The organism is Pantoea sp. CCBC3-3-1 (assembly GCF_007981265.1).
Classification (GTDB): Bacteria; Pseudomonadota; Gammaproteobacteria; order Enterobacterales; family Enterobacteriaceae; genus Erwinia.
Genome location: NZ_CP034363.1, coordinates 3,124,577 through 3,145,176 on the forward strand (window position 1 = coordinate 3,124,577; position 20,600 = coordinate 3,145,176).

Sequence of the window (20,600 nt, forward strand, 5' to 3'; positions counted from 1 at the left end):
AACAAAAGCAGGATGAGGCACAGGAAAGAGTGCTGCCGGGGCAGGCTGAAAACAGGAGGTGGATCAGGAGATCCTGTTTAAAATACCCCGAAAGCCCGCAGGCTTCCGGGACAGGATTACAGGGCGACGCGCAGCACGTCGTCGGGTGAAGTCGCTTCCTGCTTACGGCTGGAGGCCTGCTTGACGCTGATATAAAGCGTCTGGCCATCCGGCGAAAGCGCCAGGCTGTTTGGATGAGTCGGTGCCTTAATGGTTCTCAGCACTTTCCAAGTTTTCGCATCGATTACGCTAACCTCTCCCGCTTCGCGATGGGTAACGTAAACTTCATTGCGCTGCGGATTAAACAGCACAGCCAGCGATTTTGGCACCTCGACTTTTTGCAGCACTTTGCCGGTCTGGGTATCCACCACCAGCAGCTGCGGCTGTTTGGAGTCGGTAATAAACGCACGATGCGTGGCCGCATCCAGGCTGATATTCAGGAAGAAGTGTTCTCCTTCTTCAGCCAGTTTCGTGCGCGACAGCAGCGTGTTGCTGGCGGTATCGAAAGTCAGCAGCTCGTTGTTGCCGCTAACGGTGTAGAGGCGATGCGCGGCCGCATCCACCGCCAGCGCGGTCGCACGTTTACCGATATCGGTGAAGGTGTGGCGCACTGCCAGGGTGTCGCCATCCACGGCCCAAATCTGGCTGTCCTCACCTACGCCAATGACGTAGAGCGTATTGGTATTTTCATCCACGGCCAGCTCACGCGGTGCCAGCGGACGCACATTCTCGCTGCGCTGACGTTTATCCAGCACCACGCGTCCTTTTACATCGCCACTTTTCACATCAATGGCCGTCACCGCACTGTTGAGGGTATTGCCCACAAAGAGCGTGTCGGTTTTATTGTTGATCGCGGTGCCGAAAGGCTTCAGATCGTTATGGATCGCCTGTGTTATCGCCAGGGTCTGCGGATCAAGACGATAAACCACGCCGCCCTTATCGCTCTGACGGCTTTGCGAAGTTGCCACATACAGCGCTTTTTGCGACGGGCTAAAGGCCAGTTCGTAAACGCCCTTCGCGACAGCTGCACGCAGCGGCGCGGCTGTTTCACTGTGAGCAGGTAACGCAGCGGCAAACAAGGCCAAAGCCAGAAGGGAAATGCCTTTTCCACGGCTAACTAAATTCATTCTCTCTCCATGTAACTGAATTAAAGGTATGGCTAAAAAGACGCGCTGGCTTTATCGGGCACCGCGCGCCGGTATTTTTCTATCCCAGCAGTGCCGTACTCAATCGGGCAGTGCAGCAGCGTCGCTCCCGCGCATCGTAAATGGCGATTTCCCAAACCTGCTGGTTCTTTCCAAGATGCAGCGGCTGGCAAACGCCTTTGACCAGGCCGCTGGTCACTGCCCGGTGATGGCTGGCGCTGATCTCGGTGCCAACCACGCATTGCCCTTCCCGACTGGCCAGATAACCCGCCATCGATCCTAACGTTTCTGCCAGCGCCGCCGAGGCGCCGCCATGCAGCAGGCCAAACGGCTGCCGCGTGCGTTCATCAACCGGCATGGTCGCTTCCAGACTGCGATCGCCAATATGGCTAAACCGCATGCCAAGATGGCTAATCATCGACTCGCCGACCATGGCGTTCAGCTCATCAAGCGTGAGCTGGCGTTTCCAGATAGTGTCATCCTGCATGTTAAGCACCCAGCGTTGTGCCACCGTCCACGACGATGTCCTGAAGCGTAATATGGCTGGCCAGATCGGATGCCAGGAACAGGATAGTGTTGGCGATTTCCTGTGGCCGGGCGATTTTTCCCAACGGGATACCCAGCTTGAACTGCTCGGCAAAACCGCGAATGCGCTGCTGCTCCGCGTCCGGACTGGTCCACAGCGTGCGCTGCATGTCGGTATCGGTCGAGCCTGGCGACACCATGTTACAGCGCACGCCATACTGCGCCAGCTCAAGCCCAACCGTCTGGTTCAGGCTGCGCAGTGCCGCTTTTGATGCGCCGTAAGCTGACATCCCGATCCGCGGACAGTGTGCCGCATCGGAGCCGATAGTGACTATTGCTCCGCTGCGCTGCTCGCGGAAAACCGGCATGGTTTGCTGAAACAGATTAAATGCGCCGCCGACGTTGATATTCATCACCGCCTGCCAGTCGGCGAGCGCCAGCTGGTCAGTTGGCCCCATCCGCAGGATCCCGGCACCATTGACCAGCACGTCCAGCCGTGGCGTCTCCTGCAACAGCTGCTGGCACACGGCTTGCACCTGTGCGGCATCGGCTACGTCCAGCTGTTGCGTGCGGAAAGGATATTCATGCTGAAACGCAAGATCCAGCCCCGTTACCTTCGCGCCGGCCTCGTGAAACGCCAGCGCGGTGGCATAACCAATGCCTTTACCGGCACCGGTTACCCAAACGATTTTGCCGCTGAAGTCCTGGCTCAAACTCATGCCTGACGCTCCCGCGAAAGCAACGTCCACCATGCCGCCAGCGTGGGGTTTTTGGCTAACATGACAAAATCGATATCGCTGTAGACTTTGCGCCAGCGTGCCGCCAGCGCCATCATGCGGACTGAATCCAGACCGTAATCGATCAGGTTCTCGTCATCTTCAGGCGTTTCGTCCTCGTCCAGCATGGGCTGAACCAGCGCGCGCAGATGTGCCAGGCTCTGAGGCACCGGCAGCAGCTCGTCGGTAGTGACCACTTTACCGGCGCGACCTGCGGTATATTTCAGCGCCATCAGATGCTCCTCACGGCTGAAGTCAGCCAGCGCGTCCGCCACCATAAACGGCTGCACGTCACGCATAAACGCGTCAATTGCCGTGGTCAGACAGCCAATGTGAGCATAAACGCCACAGATGATCAGCTGATCGCGACCGGTTTCTTTCAGGTGCTGCTCCAGCGGAGAACGGTGGAAGGCGCTGTAACGCCATTTCACCAGCACTTCATCGTGCTCATCCGGTGCCAGTTCAGCAACCACTTTCTGCTGCTCAGGATGCTTGTTAAGGCCCGGCCCCCACATGTCGTTCAACAGCGCGCGATCTTTATCGCTCTGGTGGTTCGGCTGCGCGGTGTAATAAACCGGAATGCCGTTCTGCTTGCAGTATTCACGCAGCGCCGCAATGTTGCTGATGACCTGCTTGATCATCGGGCAATCTTCACCCCAGAAATTAATGAAGTAGTTCTGCATATCGTGGATCAGCAGCGCGCCGCGTGACGGTTCAAACGTCCAGCTCACTTTGTTTTCCGGTAAATCGGCGGCGGCAGGCAGTGCATAGGCTTTCAGTGCAGGAATAGACATAATTTCTCCAGTCATCAATGAGTCAGCTGACGCGCGGCCAGCTGCTCACGCAGTAATTTTTTATCGACTTTGCCAACCGGCGTTAGCGGCAGCTTTTCAACGGTTTCAATGCGATCCGGCAGTTTGTAGTCCGCCACGCCAAGCTCGCGCAGGTAGCGACGGATCTCTACGGCCCGCACCGGACGTTTGCCCACCACAAAGGCACAGCTTTTCTCACCCAGCAGGCTGTCTTCCATCGAGACCAGCGCCACATGTAAAATCGCTTCATGGCGCAGCAGCAGGTTTTCAATCTCCTCCGCTGCGATTTTTTCGCCGCCACGGTTGATCTGATCTTTTTCACGGCCCTGCACGCAGATATAGCCATCTTCGGTGATGGAAATCAGGTCGCCCGAGCAGTAGAAGCCGTTGGCATCAAAGGATTTTGCATTGTGTTCCGGGCTGCGATAGTAGCCCCGGAAGGTGTACGGCCCCCGCGTCATCAGACGGCCGGTTTCGCCACGCGGCAGCGGATTACCCTGCTCATCGGCTACCCAGACTTCATCGTCCGGGCTCATTGGCTTGCCCTGGGTGGAAAACATGTGCCATTCGTCATCGTCCAGCTGGGTATAGTTCACCAGCCCTTCCGCCATGCCAAACACCTGCTGCAACTGGCAGCCGATTTCCGCCGGAATACGTGCCGCCAGCGCTTCGCTTAACCGTGCGCCGCCAACCTGAAGTAATTGCAGAGAACTCAGCGCGCGGTTGCTGCCCCATTCGGCAATCGCCTGTAGCCACAGGCTAACCGCCGGCGGCACCAGCGCCGTCGCCGTTATCTGGTGTTTTTCGATCAGCGGGAAGCAGAGATTGGCGCTCGGATCGCTCGCCAGCACTACGCAGCCGCCAGCATAGAAGACGCCGAAAGCGCCAGGCGAGCTGAGCGGATAGTTATGTGCAGCAGGCAGCGCGCAAAGGTAGCGGGTCTGACGGTCGAAACCACACACTTCCACGCTACGGCGAATGCTGTAGTAATAGTCGTTGTGGGTGCGCGGGATCAGCTTAGGCGTCCCGGTGCTGCCGCCGGAAAGCTGGAAGAAGGCCACTTCTTCGCTGGCCGAAGGCACGGCGATAAAATTATCTTCCGGTTCCGCAATCAGCTCCTGCAACGAAACGTCGCCTTCGCGGGCGTTATTCAATACCACTTCACGCAGGGACGGGCAGTTCTGACGCATCTGCTGTAAATAGTCGTCGCCAGCAAACAGCGCGTGCTGGCGATCGGCAATCAGCAGCGCGGGTTCGATCTGGCTGGCGTAGGCGTCCAGTTCCTGGCGCTGATGGCTGAACAGCGCGTTAACCGGCGCCACGCCGATTTTTAATAAGGCAAACAGCGTGATATAGAATTCAGCCACGTTGCCCAGCTGCACCAGGGCGGTATCGCCGCAGCGCAGGCCACGGCGCTGCAAGGCGGCGGCCAGGCGGGTAGCGTCTGCTTCCAGCTGCTGATAGCTGAACTGACGATCGCCATCGATCAGCGCGATCTGTTCGCTAACTACGTGGCGGCTGAGGATGTCCGTCAGCGGCAGATCGATCCAGTAACCTTTTTCGCGATAGCGGGCGGCCAGATCGGCCGGCCAGCGTGAATATGAAATTGTCATGTCAATGTCCTTATTTCAGCCCAAAAGCTTGCAGCATGGTGCTGAGTTTAACGCCGGTTTCCTGCCATTCTGATTCTGGCGAAGAAGCCGGAACGATGCCGGCCCCCGCAAACAGGCGAATACGTTTTCCGGCAAGCGTGCCGCAGCGAATAGTGACTACCCATTCGCCGTTGCCTTCTTCATCGCACCAGCCGACCATGCCGCCAAACAGCTCGCGATCGAAAGGTTCCAGTTCCTCGATCCACTGCCTTGACAGCGCGTTCGGGAAGCCGCTTAACGCAGGCGTTGGATGCAGCAGGCATGCCAGCGACAGCGCCGTTTCGCGCTCGTTGCTCACCTTGCCTTCAATCGGCGTAGCCAGGTGCCACAGGGTTGAGGTGGTGATCAGCTCCGGCTTATCCGGTACGGCCAGATATTTGCTGCGAGGCTTGAGTACATCGTGCATGGCGCTGGTCACCAGACGATGCTCATAGCGATCTTTCTGGGAATACATCAGCCGCTCGCCGATAGCCTGATCCAGACCGGCATTACTGCGATCGCGACGGGCCGAACCGGCCAGCGGCAGCGAGGAGAAGGTGTCGCCAGACTTACGCAGCAGCAGCTCCGGGCTTGCGCCCAGTAGCGTACTGCCATCCGCCAGCGGCACGTGGAAGTGGTAGCTGGTTGGATTCATGGCGATCAGCCGATCCATCAGCGCTGGCGCATCCACGGGCTCTTCGGTAGTGATGTCAATCAGGCGTGACAGCACCACTTTATCGAGATCGGGCTGCGAGGTCGCTTCGGCCGCACGCGCCACCATCGCCATAAACTGTTCTTTTTCCGGGATGGCCTGCCGGGAGCTAATGACCGGATCGATGCCGATCGGGGCCTGCCCGGCTGCCTGCAAGCGTTGCTGGCGGGAAAACTGTTCGCAACGCTCAGGAATAAACAGCGCGGAAGGTTTACGCGTATCGAACGGAATCGCGCCTACCAGTACCGGGCGCTGAATGCCCTTCTCTTTTGCCGCGGCAAAAGCGCGGCGCACCTGCTGCTGAAAATTCCCGTTGATATCACCGCCGTCTGCGGCCGGACACGCCAGCGTGGCAAAGCGGCCATGGGTAATCAGGCTTTTCCACGGCGATGCGAAGAAAAAGCTCTCCTGAGAGAGAGGTACTGATGAGGTCTTGCGTTCATCAGCGCTAAGCGTCTCCATAACGATCTCCAGCCATAATGATAAAAGGGATAATAATGATTATCATTTTCATTATCAGGTCGTAACTTTAAGTAAATTTTTTGTAATGTCAAGACATGACAAAATGTTTAAAAGCGCTTCTGTATCCACGCCGCAACGCCGCGCATTAACCGCACGTTTATGTTGCAGACGGGAAATTTCAGCAGCCGGTCAGCGCTGGCTATTTTCCGATAACGGGTTCTGCCTGTTGCACCGCGTCCGGCTTACGGTAATGCCGGAGCGAGCGAAGCGAAACAGCCAGGCCCAGCGTAATTAAGGCTAATCCCAGGCCGCCGCCGCTGGCCGCAGTGGCAGGCATCATCACGGCGGTCATTGTGCCCAGCATTAATGCGCCCAGCGAATCGCCCATCACATTCTGCGCGGTCCACAGGCCGTTCACTCGTCCCAGCATGTTGTCCGGGGTCAACGTCTGGATCAGCGTGTATTGCAATAGCGCACTCAGCGCGCTCAGGTAGCCAAACAACGCAAGGCAAAGCGCCCCTGCCGCCCAGTGAGGCATCAAGCCTGCCAGCCCAACCGCGAGCAGCGATCCCACCGCAGTTAACAACATCACCAGGCCCGGACGGGAATGGCTGGCCAGGTTGCCGCTGGTCAACGCACCGGCCGTCGCGCCGAGCGGTACGGCGGCGTAAAGCAGGCCAATTTGCTGTGCGCTCATCTCCCAGCGGATCGCCAGTGCCGGATAGAGCACGCGGATTGCCGTTGCCATCGTGACCAGCGCGCCAGTCAGCGCTACGCCGCCAATTAACCGGTGGCTGAGCAGAAATTTGAATCCTTCTGTCAGTGCGGCGAACGGCCTGGCCTTCGCCTGGGGAGGTGGCGGAAGTGACGGCAGACGCAGTAACGGAATGAGCGTAATAAACGTCCCTGCTGCGGCCAGGCCAAAATTCCAGACCACCCCGCCGGAAGCCAGCAGCACACCGCCCAGCATCGGTGAAATGACCGCGCCCAGCCTCACCGTCAGCATCGTTATCGCGCCCGCCTGCATCAGGTTTTCGCGCCCCACCAGCGCTGGCGTGGCAGAGAGCAGCGCGGTAACGCCTATCGCGCCGAAGAACCCATCCCACACCCCGAGCAGATAAATTGCCGACAGCGAAGGATGCGGCAGCGCAGCATTGATGCACAGACCAATAAAGCCGAGGCCGCAGGTTGAACGGGCAAACAGGATCAGCCTGCGGCGCTCATAACGGTCGGCCAGCACGCCGCCCATCATCAGACCGGTAAACAGCGCTATCCCGGTCAGCGTCACCGCGAGACTCACTTGTAAAGATGAACCGGTCATAAACTGAATCTGTACCGGTACGGCAACGCCCAACAAGCCCAGAGATAAAATGGAGATAAACCGGGCGATAAAAACCGCCCGAAATGCCGGATGTGTCTTCAGCAAGCTGAGACTGAGCATAAAAGATTGTTGTTTCATTAAATTTTCTTGTTAAGCAGTTCGTTAAGGCGCGGACCAATATGGGTAAATGCCTCGGCGGTAATGATGTCCACATGCGCGCAGTCGACGGTCCATGTCTGTAGATTGCCGATCCAGGGCGCCCAGGCCTGCTGGGGATCCAGCCCCGGCTTCAGCGTTTGTTGTGCCACAAACAGCGTGGCTTCACCGTTAAAGCGGCGGCTTTTCGCCGTCGACAGCAGCCTGACCGCATCAGCATAGTTGCCTTCGATAGTGCTGAACAAATCGCCGCTGCGATCGGCCTCCAGTGACGCTCTCAGCCCCTGCTGTGCGGCCATAAACGCCTCGCGTTCACGGTTGATCTCCTCCAGCACCTCCTCATCAAGTTCATTTTCCTGCGACCAGTTTTGCGTTTCCGGCGGCCAGGTATCCAGCAGTCCAAGGAAAGCCACTTTTTCGCCTGCGGCCTGCAAACGCGCGGCAATCGCATGCGCCAGCGTGCCGCCCAGGGAGTAGCCCATCAGATAGTAAGGGCCATGCGGCTGCTGCTCGCGCAGCGTGGCAAGGTGGCGTTCGCACATATCATCCAGGTCGTTCGCCTGCTGCATCGGGCCTGAAGGACGCGGTGACTGAATGCCCATCAACGACCAGCGAGCGTCCAGATAGCGCTGTAATATGCTGAACTGCCAGGCAAAACCGGAGGCGGGATGGAAGCAGAACAGCGTGGGCCCGGCCCCCGTGCGCAACGGCAACAGCGTATCCATACCGGCGCGGTTCACCTCTTCTTCACTCTGATTGCGGCTTAGCTGTTCCGCCAGCGCACCCACGGTGGAAGCCACCATCACCTGCCCGACGGTGACAGGCCTGTCGAGACGGCGACGGAGATCGACCGCCAGGCGCATCGCCAGCAGAGAATGGCCGCCAAGCGCAAAGAAATCATCGTTTATCGAATTGATTTCACACGCCAGCAGGCGGGCAAAGGCTTCGGCCACGGTGGTTTCGATGCCTGGCTCTGGCGCACGTCCGGCGGCAGCTGAAGCAAGCTGTGGCAACGGTAGCGCCTTGCGATCCAGCTTGCCGTTGGCACTGAGTGGGAAAGCGTCAATCTGCATCACGATCGCCGGCACCATATGTGCAGGAAGCAGCCCGCCAAGCGTTTCGCGCAGCGCAGCGGTATTCAGCGTTTCCCCTTTCGACATGACATAGCCTACCAGCTGTCGCTGATCGCCGTCGCCGCTGCTTTTGCCCAGCACACAGGCGTGCGTGACCGCCTGCTCCACGCCATCCAGCGAGCTCATTACCCGATCGATTTCACCCAGCTCAATACGCTGGCCGCGGATCTTCAGCTGATCGTCGCTGCGCCCAAGGTATTCTACCGCACCGTCGTCCAACCAACGGGCAACGTCGCCGGTGCGGTACATGCGTTCGCCCGCACACTGAGGATCGGCGATAAAGCGGCTGGCGGTCAGATCGGCTCGCGCCAGATACCCTTGCGCAAGCTGCACGCCGGTCAGATAAAGGTCTCCGGCAATGCCCGGCGGCACGGGCTGCATATTACTGTCCAGAATGCGCAGCCCGGTATTCCAGACCGGATAACCAATCGGCACGCTGGTGCCGGTCACTTTGCGCAGCGCGTCGCCATAAGCGGGATACCAGCTGACATCCACGGCAGCTTCAGTGGGGCCGTAGAGGTTATGTAAAGGCACCGCGGTTTTGTTCTCCCACTGGCGGCACAGCCCGGCCGGCAGCGCTTCACCGCTACAGAAAACTCTGCGTAACGAGGCGCACTGCGCCACCGCATCGTCGTCACTTAGCGCGGCGACAAATGCCGCCAGCATGGAAGGTACAAAGTGCGTGGTGGTGACGCGATAACGGCTGAACAGCTGCTGGAGCGCTTCAGGGTCGCGGTGCGCTTCTGGCGGAGCCATCACCAGTTTTGCGCCAACCAGCAGCGGCCAGAAGAATTCCCACACCGACACGTCAAAGCTACAGGGTGTTTTTTGCAGCACAACATCGCGTTCAGTCAGGGGGTAATGATCCTGCATCCATAACAGTCGGTTGACGATCGCTTGCTGTCCAACCATCACCCCTTTCGGCCTGCCGGTTGAGCCGGAAGTGTAAATCACATAGGCCGTATGCTGCGGTCGGGAACGATCTTCCAGAGGGGCGGATGTCACCGGCAGCGTTTGGTAATAGCAGAAACGTGGCAGGTCATTAAGATGACTGAAGCGGCCCAGCTGCGATTCGGTGGTGATCAATAAGCGTGGGCTGGCATCTTCCAGCATCATGGTCAGACGGTCATCGGGATAGCCCGTATCCAGCGGCAGCCAGGCTGCGCCCAGCTCCACGATGGCCTGCAACGCCAGCGACAGAAATACCGAGCGCGGTAAGGCTACGGCAACAATATCACCCGGCTGCACGCCTCTCGCGGTTAACTCTGCGGCCAGCGCAGTCACCTGCTGACGCATCTGCTGGTAGCTGAACTGATGATGCTCATCCGCCAGCGCGGCAGCATGCGGCGTGCGCTGTGCCTGCTGGCGGATCAGACTACTGAGCGTGGTTTGCGGGACCGGCATCGCCGTCGCGTTAACCTGTTGCAGCAGCCGGTTTTCATGCGGATGCAGCAGCTGTGCTTCGGCACACTTCAGCCCGGCATCGGCGGCAAACTGACGTAACAGCAGCGGCAGGCGGTTCAGGTGCTGTTGCAGCGTTTGTGCATCATAGCGTTCGGCATTCGCCAGCATCTCCAGCGAGACATTGCCTTCTTCGTCCAGATAGAGCGCGATTTCCAGATCCCGCACCGGCCCCGAGGCCAGCTGATGAGTGATCCCTTCGATTCCGGCAAAATTCAGCTGGTAGTCGAACATTTTCAGATTGATCACCGGGCCGAACAGCGGCTCGCTGAGCTGCCCGATATCACGCTGGATCTGTTCGGCATCGTAACGCTGGTGGCGACGCACCTTTTTCAGCTGCTTCGACAGCGCTGAAGCCAGCTGCGGCAGCGTGGCGTCCGCAGCAATTCTGACGCCAACAGGTAACACATTCAGCACCGGTCCGGTGGTGCTTAAGGCTGCCGATCCCAGGCGACGCATAAAGATGAAACCGGCGCTGTAATCGGTGCGCCCACAAAGACGTCCCAGCCAGAGCGCGATCAGCGCCAGCGCCATATCCGCTTCGGTCTGCTCGCTTTGGGTCATCAGTTTGCGGAAATCGTCCCGGTCAAACTGTAAGCTATGCCGGACAAGCCTGGTGGTCGCGACAGAACCGCTTAGCGGCAGCGGCGAAAGCGTGGCAGGCATGGGCAGCGCACGCGCCTGCTCCTGCCAGAAAGCGGCGTCACGCTGCCAGGTCGGCGAAGAAGAGTAGCGGTCGTACTCTTCCACCACTTCGCTAAACGGCACGAAGGGCGTGGGAGCTGGCTGACGATTAGCGACGAGCGCGGTATAAATTTCGGCGATGCGGCGGGTAATCGCGGTGAAACTGAAGCCATCAACAACCAGGTGGTGAAAACGCTGATACCAGAACCAGCGCGTGTCGCTCAGCCGGAAAATAGCGTGATGATAAAGCGCGCTGCCGCTGTTGATGCGTAAATCGCCTGCCAGATCCTGCTGCATCAACGCCAGCGCGGCAGCAGCGGGATCGCTCTCCGCGCGCAGATCGTAGCGCTGGGGCGAGGCAAAGGTACAGTCCGCATCAACCCACTGCATGGGCACGCCGTCTTCAAAATCAAAACGCATCCGCAGCGTATCGGCTTCCGTCATTCCGCTGACCACCGCCCGGCAAAGCAGCGACGCATCCAGCGCGCCGTTAAGTTCCACATAGTGAGCCACGCTCCACGCATTCGCCACGGGCGACAGCTGTTCAGCCATCCAGATCCCTGGCTGCGCCGCCACCAGCGGCATACGGGTTTTCACTTCTGCTTTTTTCACAAGTAATTCGCTCATTCTACTCACCCCAGGATGGGTTCTCAGAGGCCGTGGTACTCACTTCAGCCGGGGTTAAACTGCGCCAGTTTGTTTCCAGCCAGTGCTGGCAGGCCTGCTGGCTTTCAGGCCCGCGTATCACCTGCCAGCCAGGCGGCAGTGCGCAATGCGCGGGCCAGAGGCTGTATTGTTCACGCGAGTTTTGCAGGATGATAAAAAGTCCCTCAGGATGATCAAAGGGATTGCTGTACTCCATATCAGGCTCCTCTCGATGCCGGTTTTATCGCCTGACGGGCTGCCAGAGTTCGGTCAGGCCGTCGATCAGGCCGCCTCGCCAGCACAGGGCATCATGCCCGCCGTCAAACAGACGATAACGGGTAGTCAGACCGGCTTTTTGCAACAGCGGATAAAGACGCTGATTGGCTTGCAGGATCAGCGGCTCGCGCAGGCCCGCTTCCAGCCAGATACGTAATCGGCTGCCGTCGCCCAGCCCATCGGTAATTTGTTGAATTAACCAGCCTGCCTTATCGGCCTGCTGGCGGTTAGGCCACCAGAAGGATCCCGACTGGCTCAGTACGCAGCCAAAGCGCTCAGGCCAGTGCAGGCCCGCGTATAATGAAGAAAGTCCACCGAAGCTCTGCCCGGCGACGACGGTGGTGGCCGCCTCATTGCGCCAGGCGACCTGCGATGTCAGCAGCGGCAGCAGCTCTTCCTGCACCGCCAGCCAGAAATCCGGGTTACAGGTCAGCTCCTGCCCGCGATTTTCCGTACTGATAGCGTCGATCAGTAAATACACCGCCGGCGGCAGATGACCGTTATTGGTTTCACGCTGCAAGGCAGGCCATACCGGCTGCTGTTCAGCCCAGAATTTACCATCCAGCAAAATCGCTAACGGACGCTGTTCGGGCTGGCCTTCGCCGGTAGTGAAAATCCAGACGCGGCGTTGATTACCCAATCGCTGGCTGTTCCATTGCACGCAGCGAGGCGCGTCAAAATCGACCGTTTCCTGCGTGTCCCAGCCGTTTTGCAGCGGTGCCAGCGGCAAATGCAGTGCCGAAGCGGCATGGCCCCGCCCCCCTCGCCAGCTGCTATTCACGTTATGCGGATCGGCAATTGCCTGAGGCAGAAGCTTGCGCCAGCCTTCACGCAGCGCCTGGCGGTCAGGCGGGTTTTGCAGCGCGGCGGCGGTAAAGTCCTGCTCCTCACTGGAAGGGATCAGGCAATAGCTGCCGCGCCAGCTGGCGTTGAGGCGAACCTGCCATTGCCAGATATCGGTGCCGGCAATACGCTGCAAGCTCTGCGGCGCGCGCTGCTGGTGATGATCGGTAACGCCAGTGATATAGATCCAGACATGACGGATTGACGACGTGCGTTCAGTACCAGCCGGGTCCCGCCAGTAAAATGTGACGGTGCAAATATTGCCTTCCCTGACGACGAACGGCAGCCCCTGCTCTATTTTTTGCTGCCACCAGGCCTCACCCTCTTTTTCCCAATCGCCAGCCATACCTATAACCCTATGTAAATAATGGTAAAACAGTGATTCTGAAATTGCATGACGCTCAGTTTATTGATAATGGTTTTCATTTGCAATCAGAAATAGTTATCATTTTTACCGTTTTGTGGCAGGCAGGTCAGCGTCAGATTTTTCCGGTGTTTTCCCGGATAAACAGTGAGAGATGAGTGGCACTCATTTTCATCAACAGGCGGGTTGTGGGGAGCAAAGGCGTTGGGAGAGAGTAAACCGGCAGGCGTGGTTAAAAAGGCTTCAAAACAGAATTGCTCTGCCCTGAAGCCCGCAGGAATTTACCCTGCTTTAATATCTTCGATAACGGGTTCGTTATGCAGACGCTGACGACGTCGCAGGCTGGGGAACCACGCCATCCATAAGCCCACCACAATCAGCGTGCCAATGCCACCGAGCGCCGCTGCGGGTGCCGCGCCCATCCATGCTGCCAGCATGCCGGATTCAAATTCACCGAGCTGATTGGAGGTGTTGATGAAGATGGAGTTTACCGCACTGACGCGCCCACGCATCTCATCTGGCGTATCCAGCTGTACCAGCGATCCACGGATTACCATGCTGACCATATCGAAACCGCCCAGCGCAAAGAGTGCCAGGATCGACAGCCACAGCTCTTTTGACAGCGCAAAGATTAACGTTGCCACGCCAAATCCGGCGACGGAAGCAAACATGATCATTCCCACGTTGCGCTCCAGCGAGCGGCGACTGAGCCAGAACCCAACCAGCAATCCGCCCACGGCCGGTGCGCCACGCAATAACCCCAGGCCCCAGGGACCGGTGTGCAGAATATCTTTGGCGAAAATCGGCAGCAGCGCCGTTGCGCCGCCCAGCAAAACGGCAAAAAGGTCTAAAGAGATCACGCCTAATACATCGGGACGGTTGCGAATAAACCGTACGCCGGCAAAGACGCTGGCGAACGTTGCCGGCGTGCGGGCCGGCGGTGCCTGCTCATAGCGCAGCAGGCTGACCATCACCACGGAGATCAGATAAAGCAGTCCGGTGACGATATAAACCGCACCCGGCCCCGCCACGTAGAGGAAACCGCCCAGCGCCGGGCCGAGCATTGAGGCAGTCTGCATGGACGCCGCGTTAGCTGCCGTGGCGCGCGCCAGCATGCGTGGAGGGACTAACGCGGGCAGCATCGACTGAAGCGCGGGCGCTTCCAGCGTACGGGCAATGGAGAGGATAAAGATCAGGCCGAGGATGACCAACTCGTCGGTTCTGTGCATCAGCGTCAGGGCTGCCAGCACCACAATCGCCAGCCATTCGGTTAACTGACCGAACAGCACCACACGGCGACGATCGAACTGGTCAGCGACGTGTCCAGCGGGCAGCGCGAGCAGCACGGCGGGGAGGAACTGCGCCAGGCCAATCAGCCCCAGATCAAACGCCCGGCCGGTTATGGCGTAAATTTGCCAGCCCACCGCAATCGACAACATCTGAAAACCAAAGCTGGAGCTGGTGCGCGCCAGCCAGAACGCCACAAAAGAGCGGTGCTGAAACAGGGATTCCGTATCCCTGGATGAAGAAGAGTGCATAGCTATTCCCGGATCTTATTTTTTGATAACGCCAGATTGCTCGCGGGTTGTTCAGTTTTGGGGGCGTATTTCCACAGCCAGCGGCCGCTGTCCATGCGGCGGTAGAAGAAAATACCACGCACAATCCAGTCCAAAAACATGCCCAGCCAGATCCCCACCACGCCAAATCCTAACAGCACGCCGAGCGTATAACCCGCAACGATACGGCATCCCCACATTCCGAGTAGCGAAACCCACATCGTAAATCTTGCGTCGCGCGCGCCTTTCAGCCCAGCAGGCAGCACCCATGAAGCGGCCCAGAACGGCATAAACGCCGCGTTCAGCCAGACCAGCACTTTGACCACGTGAATAACTTCTGCATCGCGAGTATAAAACGACGCCAGCAGCCCGGCGAACGGCACGGTCAGCGCCGCCAGCGCGCAAAGCCCAATGCTTGAGAGCCAGAAAATATGCCGCAGCTGTCTCTCTGGCTGCCCCAGCTGCCCTTTACCCAATCGCGTGCCGACGATGATGGTAGAAGCGGAACCGAGCGAGTTACCCGGCAGGTTAATCAGAGAAACTATCGAGAAGGCGATAAAGTTACCGGCAATCACATCGGTTCCCATACCCGCGACAAAAACCTGTGTGAGCAGTTTGCCGCCGTTAAACAGCACGGATTCAATGCTGGCGGGCACGCCAATGCCCAGCACTTCCATTAAAATGCCGGTATTGAGCTTGCTGAAATAGCTTTTGAGGGTAATTTTTAGCTTCGGGTTAAAGCCAATCGCCAGCACGTATATTACCGCCGCCGCGCCAATATAGCGGGCAATGGTCAGGCCAAGCCCGGCGCCGACGAACCCCATGCCTTTCCAGGAAAAGCAGCCATAAATCAGTACGGTACTGATAATGATGTTCAGGATGTTCATCCCGCCGTTAATCAGCATCGGGATTTTCGTATTGCCCGCGCCGCGTAAAGCGCCGCAGCCAATCAGCGCAATCGCCGCTGCCGGATAGCTCCAGGCGGTAATATTCAGATAGCTCAGAGCCAGCGCCTTCACTGTCGGTTCGGCGTTGCCGGCTATGACATCAATAATCTGTTCGCCGAAGAACTCAATGCCAATTGCCAGCAGCACGGCAAATATCGTCATCAATACCAGCGACTGTCGGGCCGCAGCCTGAGCGCGTTCCCGGTTTAGCTTACCCAGGCTGAACGCCACCACCACCGTGGTGCCTAAGTCGATGGCGGCAAAGAAGGAGATGATCACCATATTGAAGCTGTCGGCCAGCCCAACGCCCGCCATCGCTTCCTTGCCCAGCCAGCTGACCAGAAAGGTGCTCAATACGCCCATTAACAGGACGCAGAGGTTCTCAAAAAAAATCGGTACCGCCAGCGGCGTGATTTCGCGCCAGAACAGCACGCGGTAAGAACGTCTTTTGGGATACCACGCGGAACGTTTAACAGCCTGCAGCAGAGAGACTCTGAAGTTTTGCAAGATAATTCCAGCTAAAATGAGGTAAATAGACTTACCTGATGATGGTTAAAGCACGGCCGTTATGCAAAGTCTTTTTATTGACGAAAAGTGTGGTTCTGCCGCTGGTCGCGCTCCGGCGGCAAAAATTAATTTTTTTGCCGCGCGCTTTCAGATTTTTATTAGCCAGCAGAGGGTTGCGCATTCGGTTCGCGTTTATTGTTACACTGCAACGGCTACCCTCAGGAGAAACCATGAAACCCCGGACTCATACCCTGGCCGATGTCGCTGCTGCCGCGGGCGTCTCTTATCAGACCGTTTCGCGCGTCATTAATCATTCAGCAAGCGTGGCGGAGCGCACCCGCCTTAAAATCGAAGCGGCGATGGCCGAGCTGAACTATGTGCCAAACAGTCTGGCCCAGCAGCTGGCGGGAAAACGCTCACGCACGCTCGGGCTGGCCACCAGCGATCTGGCATTATCAGCGCCCGCGCAGATTGCCTCTGCCATTCAGCAACGTGCCAGCGCCCTGAACTACCGTTTGGTGGTGGCGATGGCCGGAGACAAAGGGGCTGAGGGCGCGGTGCAGGAGCTGATGGCACAGCGTGTGGATGCGCTACTGATTAATCTGCCGCTGGAGAGCGCCACGGCCAGTCGCATCGAGGCTACGGCCGCCCTTCCCTGCCTGTTTCTTGATGTCCCTGAAGATGCCCCGGTTGCCTTCTGCCAGTTCAGCGCGCAGGCCGGAACGCGCCAGGGCGTTGAGCATCTGCTGTCGCTGGGCCATCGCCAGATCGCCCTGCTGAATGGGCCAGAAGAGTCTGTCGCCGCGCAGGCCCGCCATCAGGGCTGGCTGAAGGTCTTGCAGGCGCATCAGCTCGCCCCCCATTCGGTAATGAACGGTGACTGGAGCGCGCAGTCGGGCTTTCAGGCTGTGACGAATTTAATTGAACGGGGTTTGCCGGAGGCATTACTGGTGGCGAACGATCAGATGGCGCTGGGCGCGTTGCGGGCGCTACATCAGGCCGGCCTGCGTATTCCTGACGATATCTCTATTATTGGCTATGACGATACGGCTGAAAGCGCCTGGTATCAGCCGCCGCTGACGACTGTCCGCCAGGATTTTGCACAACTCGGAGAACGAAGCGTGGACTGGCTGGTAGAGAAGCTGACGCAGCAGAAAGAAGTAGCGCTGTTGCAGCCGTTCGCCACCAGGCTGGTGGTTCGCGAGACGACAGCGCCGCGAAGAGAGCCTCAGGCCAGGGCCAGCGATCTTGCCGGCGAGTTACGCCGTCTGGCGCAGCGAGTGGAAGGGCTTAAATAACCAGGGGCGATCGTTGTTCGCCCTCCGACTGCTGGCAACTCAAAGCATGAGGTACACAGGCCTGGAACAAAGCGTCCTGGGCCATGGACGGCCCAGGTCGAGCGGGCAAGGATGCCGTTTTTTGCGTCTTTGTGGAAGGCCCGTGTTCCTCGTGCCTGCACAATGCCCGTCGTTATCGGGCGAGCTTTGTTCGCCCTTCAGTATTGCCCGGCCGCAGATTATTGCGCTTTGGTTTCGCCCAGCGCCTTCAGTTTTTTCGACAGCTCGCGACGCTCTTTGGAAAGGTCGGCGTTTTTGATGATGTAATCATCCACGCGATCTTCGTAGTCGCTACGCATGCTGGCGATGATTTCCTGGATGGCTTCAACGCTCATGCCAGGCTTGATGTATTCACTGAGGTTATCCAGCAGCAGAACACGTTTCTGGTTATCACGAATCTTTTTCTCGATATCATGGATCTCACGCTGCAATTTGTTCTTGCGGCGGAACATCCGTACAAACTCCAGTACGTCCTGAAATGACTGCTTTGCATTTTCCATGGAGACACCTTTCGTTTAGGCCTGCCTGCGCAGGCGTTATTATCGTAGCGCTCGGCTTACATGGCCGATCGCAATTTTCAAATTGTAGAGTCGGACTGAGAATATCTTACCGCGAACCGCCCTTTTTCGCGATAAGTTGTTGCAAATCGCTTATTTACGCAGCACCAGCCGCATCAGATCCGACAGCCTTTCGAGCTGACCGACCATTTCCAGACTCAGCCAGACATAGCCATGAATCGGCGTTTCAACCCGCTCATCGCTGTCAGACTCTCGGATCAACTGACGCAGTTCCCGGGTGATTTCGGCCAGTTCGGCACTGTTGGCGGAGATTTTTTCCGTACTGCCTTCAACCACAGCCGACGACAGCGCCCGCAGCGTATTTTCCGTCATTTGCTGGGTGCGTTTCAGCGCAGGCGCATTAAGCATAATCAGCAGGCTTTCACGGGATGACCACCAGGCATTGAGCTGAAGTTCAAGGGTACAAACCATATTGCGGTTAATAGTCTGGATCCCTTCAAATACCGAGCGCGGTATCCGTGTTTCCTTACTGGAAGGCTCAATAAGCGAGCGCATTTTCACTACGCCAGTGAGCAACCGTTGCAGAGGTTGCGTCAGACGGGGTTTCTCAACCAGATTAGGGGAAAAGCCAGCATGATAAATTTTTGCTGTTTCAAGCAACGAGTCCGACAGTTTGATGCGCCAGTGAATATAGGCTTTTTGCGGATAAATGCTGGTAAACAGCAGCGCCAGAATCGAACCAAGAATAACGTCGCCGCCGCGCCACAGCGCCGTGGTCATGTCGCCCGGCGGCGCGCCGCAAATTACCGCCAGCGTAATGCCGATCAGCAATGCCATATAAGGATGTTTTCCCATGGTCAGAAAACCACAGAGAAACATCACCAGCGTGCACCAGCCCAGCATAATCGGCAGAGAGTAAAGCTCCAGCTTCAGGGCAATCAGCCCGGAGACAGAGCCGAAGAGGGTTCCGCCAATGCGCTGTACGGCGCGGGGAAAAACGTTTCCCCATGATGAAATCGGCCCCATCACCACGACCAGCGTAATCAGCGGCCAGCTTCCTTCCGGGATAGCGAGCAGGCGGACCAGCAGAAAGGTCAGTACAAATGCCAGCGCAATGCGAATGCCGTGGACCGTACGGTAGTTACGATAGAGGGTGAATTCAAAGGCCGATAACGGCTTGTCGGGACGCACAGAGATCTCCAGAAGGCGGTTAAGGATCGCCGGGCATCATACCCTATGTCAGGCCCGCTGTACGGGGCATAGCGCATTTTTTCCGCCACTATTTCTTACTGCTAACAGTGGAATAACACCCTCAACATAAAACCAACAGAAAGGAGCCTAAAAATGCCGAATGGCGAGGGGCGGCTTTCTGAGAAGCCGCCCGGGAGAGTTACAGCTTCTGTTTGATAAAATCGCTGATGCGGGTAATGACACCGGCTTCGTCAACGGCCTGAAGCGTTACCAGCGGATATGAAGCGAGCTGCTTATCACCGTCAACCAGTTGGATAGTTCCCACCTGCTCGTGCGCTTTCAGCGGCGCGGCCAGATCCTTGCGTTCAATCACGTACTTCGCTTTGATTCTCTTTACATCTTCGCGCGGTAACGACAGATAGACATCTTTATCACTGCCTACGGAAACCCGATGGGGATTACCGTACCAGACATTTTCATGTCCGATTTCCTTGCCCGCATGGAACAGCTGCACGGTATCAAAATTGTTTTGTCCCCAGAGCAACAGCTTGCGAGCCTGTTCTTCACGCCCTTTGGAACTTTTCCCGCCCATTACGACGGCAATCAGACGACGCTGCCCATCCACGCTGGAGGCGATAATGTTATAGCCCGCGCTTTCCGTATGGCCAGTTTTCAGGCCGTCCACGTGCAACGTTTTATCCCATAACAAACCGTTACGATTTTGCTGAGTGATGCCGTTCCACGACAGCGATTTCTCGCTATACATCTGATAGAAATCCGGTTCGCCAAAAATGATCGCGCGCGAAAGCTTCGCCAGATCGCCTGCCGTGGTGTATTGTCCTGGCGCATCCAGACCGTGAACCGTTTCGAAATGGGTATTGGTCAGGCCCAGCTTCTGTACATATTGGTTCATCTGATCGACGAACGCCGCCTGGCTTCCTGCTACGTAATCCGCCAGCGCCACGCAGGCGTCGTTACCGGAATCGATAATCACTCCGCGGCTGAGATCGCGTACCGAGACTTTTTCACCCGGCTTGAGGAACATCAGTGAGGAGCCTTTAAACACCGGATTCCCCGCAGCCCAGGCATCCTTTCCTACCGTCACCATGTCATCGCGCGTAATGTGCTTAGCGTCAATCGCCCGGTCGACCACATAGCCGGTCATCAGTTTAGTCAGGCTGGCCGGATTGCGGCGCTCATCAGCGTTGCCCTGCGTCAGCACCTGCCCCGTCGTGGCGTCCATCAATACCCAGGAAGCCGCATCAATCGCCGGTGGCGTCAGCGGGAAAGCGAGTGGGTTATCCTCGGCGTGCGCCACAGAGGCAAAAGCCAGAACCAGAGTGAAACTTACGAGCTGACGCTTCTTCAACGGAAAATCCTCAATAAACAGATAAAAAAAACCAGCCTGTTGTACGGGATTCGATGCCATAAATCGCTAAAAAAGTGCAAGAAAATATTAATTTTCAGAGAATTAATTTGTGCCATCTTTCCAGGCAGACTTCGACGGCAAAAGCTTCAGGCCGATAGCTAAATGCTTTACCATACAGAGATATTTTCTT

16 protein-coding genes are annotated in these 20,600 nt (G+C 57.5%); 1 reads left to right on the forward strand and 15 read right to left on the reverse strand.

The features are described 5' to 3' along the window. Positions 1 to 116: 116 nt before the first annotated feature. The 12 genes from EHV07_RS14780 to EHV07_RS14835 all read right to left on the reverse strand — a co-directional run bounded on the left by EHV07_RS14780 (position 117) and on the right by EHV07_RS14835 (position 16,013). Complete coding sequence (locus EHV07_RS14780) at positions 117 to 1,166, reverse strand: YncE family protein (protein ID WP_147198767.1); 1,050 nt, start codon at positions 1,164 to 1,166, stop codon at positions 117 to 119. Between the two features lie 79 nt (positions 1,167 to 1,245). Then, positions 1,246 to 1,671 carry a hotdog fold thioesterase gene (locus tag EHV07_RS14785; protein ID WP_147200642.1) on the reverse strand — a complete coding sequence of 142 codons (426 nt, stop codon included), beginning with the start codon at positions 1,669 to 1,671 and terminating at the stop codon, positions 1,246 to 1,248. 1 nt (position 1,672) lies between these two features. Beyond that, entirely contained in the window at positions 1,673 to 2,428 is a 756-nt protein-coding gene (gene dhbA, locus EHV07_RS14790) for a 2,3-dihydro-2,3-dihydroxybenzoate dehydrogenase (RefSeq protein ID WP_147198768.1), read from the reverse strand. Next, entirely contained in the window at positions 2,425 to 3,279 is an 855-nt protein-coding gene (locus tag EHV07_RS14795; protein ID WP_147198769.1) for an isochorismatase, read from the reverse strand. The genes dhbA and EHV07_RS14795 overlap by 4 nt, the downstream gene beginning before the upstream one ends. 14 nt (positions 3,280 to 3,293) lie before the next feature. Then, the gene (locus tag EHV07_RS14800) at positions 3,294 to 4,910 is read right to left on the reverse strand and encodes a (2,3-dihydroxybenzoyl)adenylate synthase (protein WP_147198770.1); all 1,617 of its coding nucleotides are present in this window, start codon (positions 4,908 to 4,910) and stop codon (positions 3,294 to 3,296) included. Between the two features lie 10 nt (positions 4,911 to 4,920). Further along, positions 4,921 to 6,102, reverse strand: coding sequence for an isochorismate synthase (locus EHV07_RS14805; protein WP_147198771.1), 1,182 nt, complete (start codon positions 6,100 to 6,102; stop codon positions 4,921 to 4,923). Between the two features lie 199 nt (positions 6,103 to 6,301). Beyond that, complete coding sequence (gene entS, locus EHV07_RS14810; protein ID WP_147198772.1) at positions 6,302 to 7,561, reverse strand: enterobactin transporter EntS; 1,260 nt, start codon at positions 7,559 to 7,561, stop codon at positions 6,302 to 6,304. Continuing rightward, entirely contained in the window at positions 7,561 to 11,484 is a 3,924-nt protein-coding gene (locus tag EHV07_RS14815) for an enterobactin synthase subunit F (protein WP_147198773.1), read from the reverse strand. The genes entS and EHV07_RS14815 overlap by 1 nt, the downstream gene beginning before the upstream one ends. 1 nt (position 11,485) lies before the next feature. Further along, complete coding sequence (locus tag EHV07_RS14820; protein ID WP_147198774.1) at positions 11,486 to 11,719, reverse strand: MbtH family NRPS accessory protein; 234 nt, start codon at positions 11,717 to 11,719, stop codon at positions 11,486 to 11,488. Positions 11,720 to 11,743: 24 nt separating this feature from the next. After that, the gene (gene fes / locus EHV07_RS14825; RefSeq protein ID WP_147198775.1) at positions 11,744 to 12,967 is read right to left on the reverse strand and encodes an enterochelin esterase; all 1,224 of its coding nucleotides are present in this window, start codon (positions 12,965 to 12,967) and stop codon (positions 11,744 to 11,746) included. 299 nt (positions 12,968 to 13,266) lie between these two features. Continuing rightward, the gene (locus EHV07_RS14830; RefSeq protein ID WP_147198776.1) at positions 13,267 to 14,523 is read right to left on the reverse strand and encodes an MFS transporter; all 1,257 of its coding nucleotides are present in this window, start codon (positions 14,521 to 14,523) and stop codon (positions 13,267 to 13,269) included. Between the two features lie 2 nt (positions 14,524 to 14,525). Further along, a complete protein-coding gene (locus EHV07_RS14835) occupies positions 14,526 to 16,013 on the reverse strand; it encodes an EmmdR/YeeO family multidrug/toxin efflux MATE transporter (RefSeq protein WP_147198777.1) in 1,488 nt (495 codons plus the stop codon). Positions 16,014 to 16,225: 212 nt separating this feature from the next. On the opposite strand from EHV07_RS14835, the gene EHV07_RS14840 reads away from it, so the two are divergent. Then, positions 16,226 to 17,293: a LacI family DNA-binding transcriptional regulator gene (locus tag EHV07_RS14840; protein ID WP_147198778.1), complete on the forward strand. Its 1,068-nt coding sequence runs from the start codon at positions 16,226 to 16,228 to the stop codon at positions 17,291 to 17,293. 218 nt (positions 17,294 to 17,511) lie between these two features. On the opposite strand, the gene EHV07_RS14845 is transcribed toward EHV07_RS14840, so the two are convergent. The 3 genes from EHV07_RS14845 to dacD all read right to left on the reverse strand — a co-directional run bounded on the left by EHV07_RS14845 (position 17,512) and on the right by dacD (position 20,410). Continuing rightward, entirely contained in the window at positions 17,512 to 17,832 is a 321-nt protein-coding gene (locus tag EHV07_RS14845; protein WP_147198779.1) for a DUF496 family protein, read from the reverse strand. 150 nt (positions 17,833 to 17,982) lie between these two features. Beyond that, the gene (locus EHV07_RS14850; protein WP_147198780.1) at positions 17,983 to 19,041 is read right to left on the reverse strand and encodes an FUSC family protein; all 1,059 of its coding nucleotides are present in this window, start codon (positions 19,039 to 19,041) and stop codon (positions 17,983 to 17,985) included. A gap of 199 nt (positions 19,042 to 19,240) precedes the next feature. Next, complete coding sequence (gene dacD, locus EHV07_RS14855) at positions 19,241 to 20,410, reverse strand: serine-type D-Ala-D-Ala carboxypeptidase DacD (protein WP_174822362.1); 1,170 nt, start codon at positions 20,408 to 20,410, stop codon at positions 19,241 to 19,243. Positions 20,411 to 20,600 lie beyond the last annotated feature (190 nt).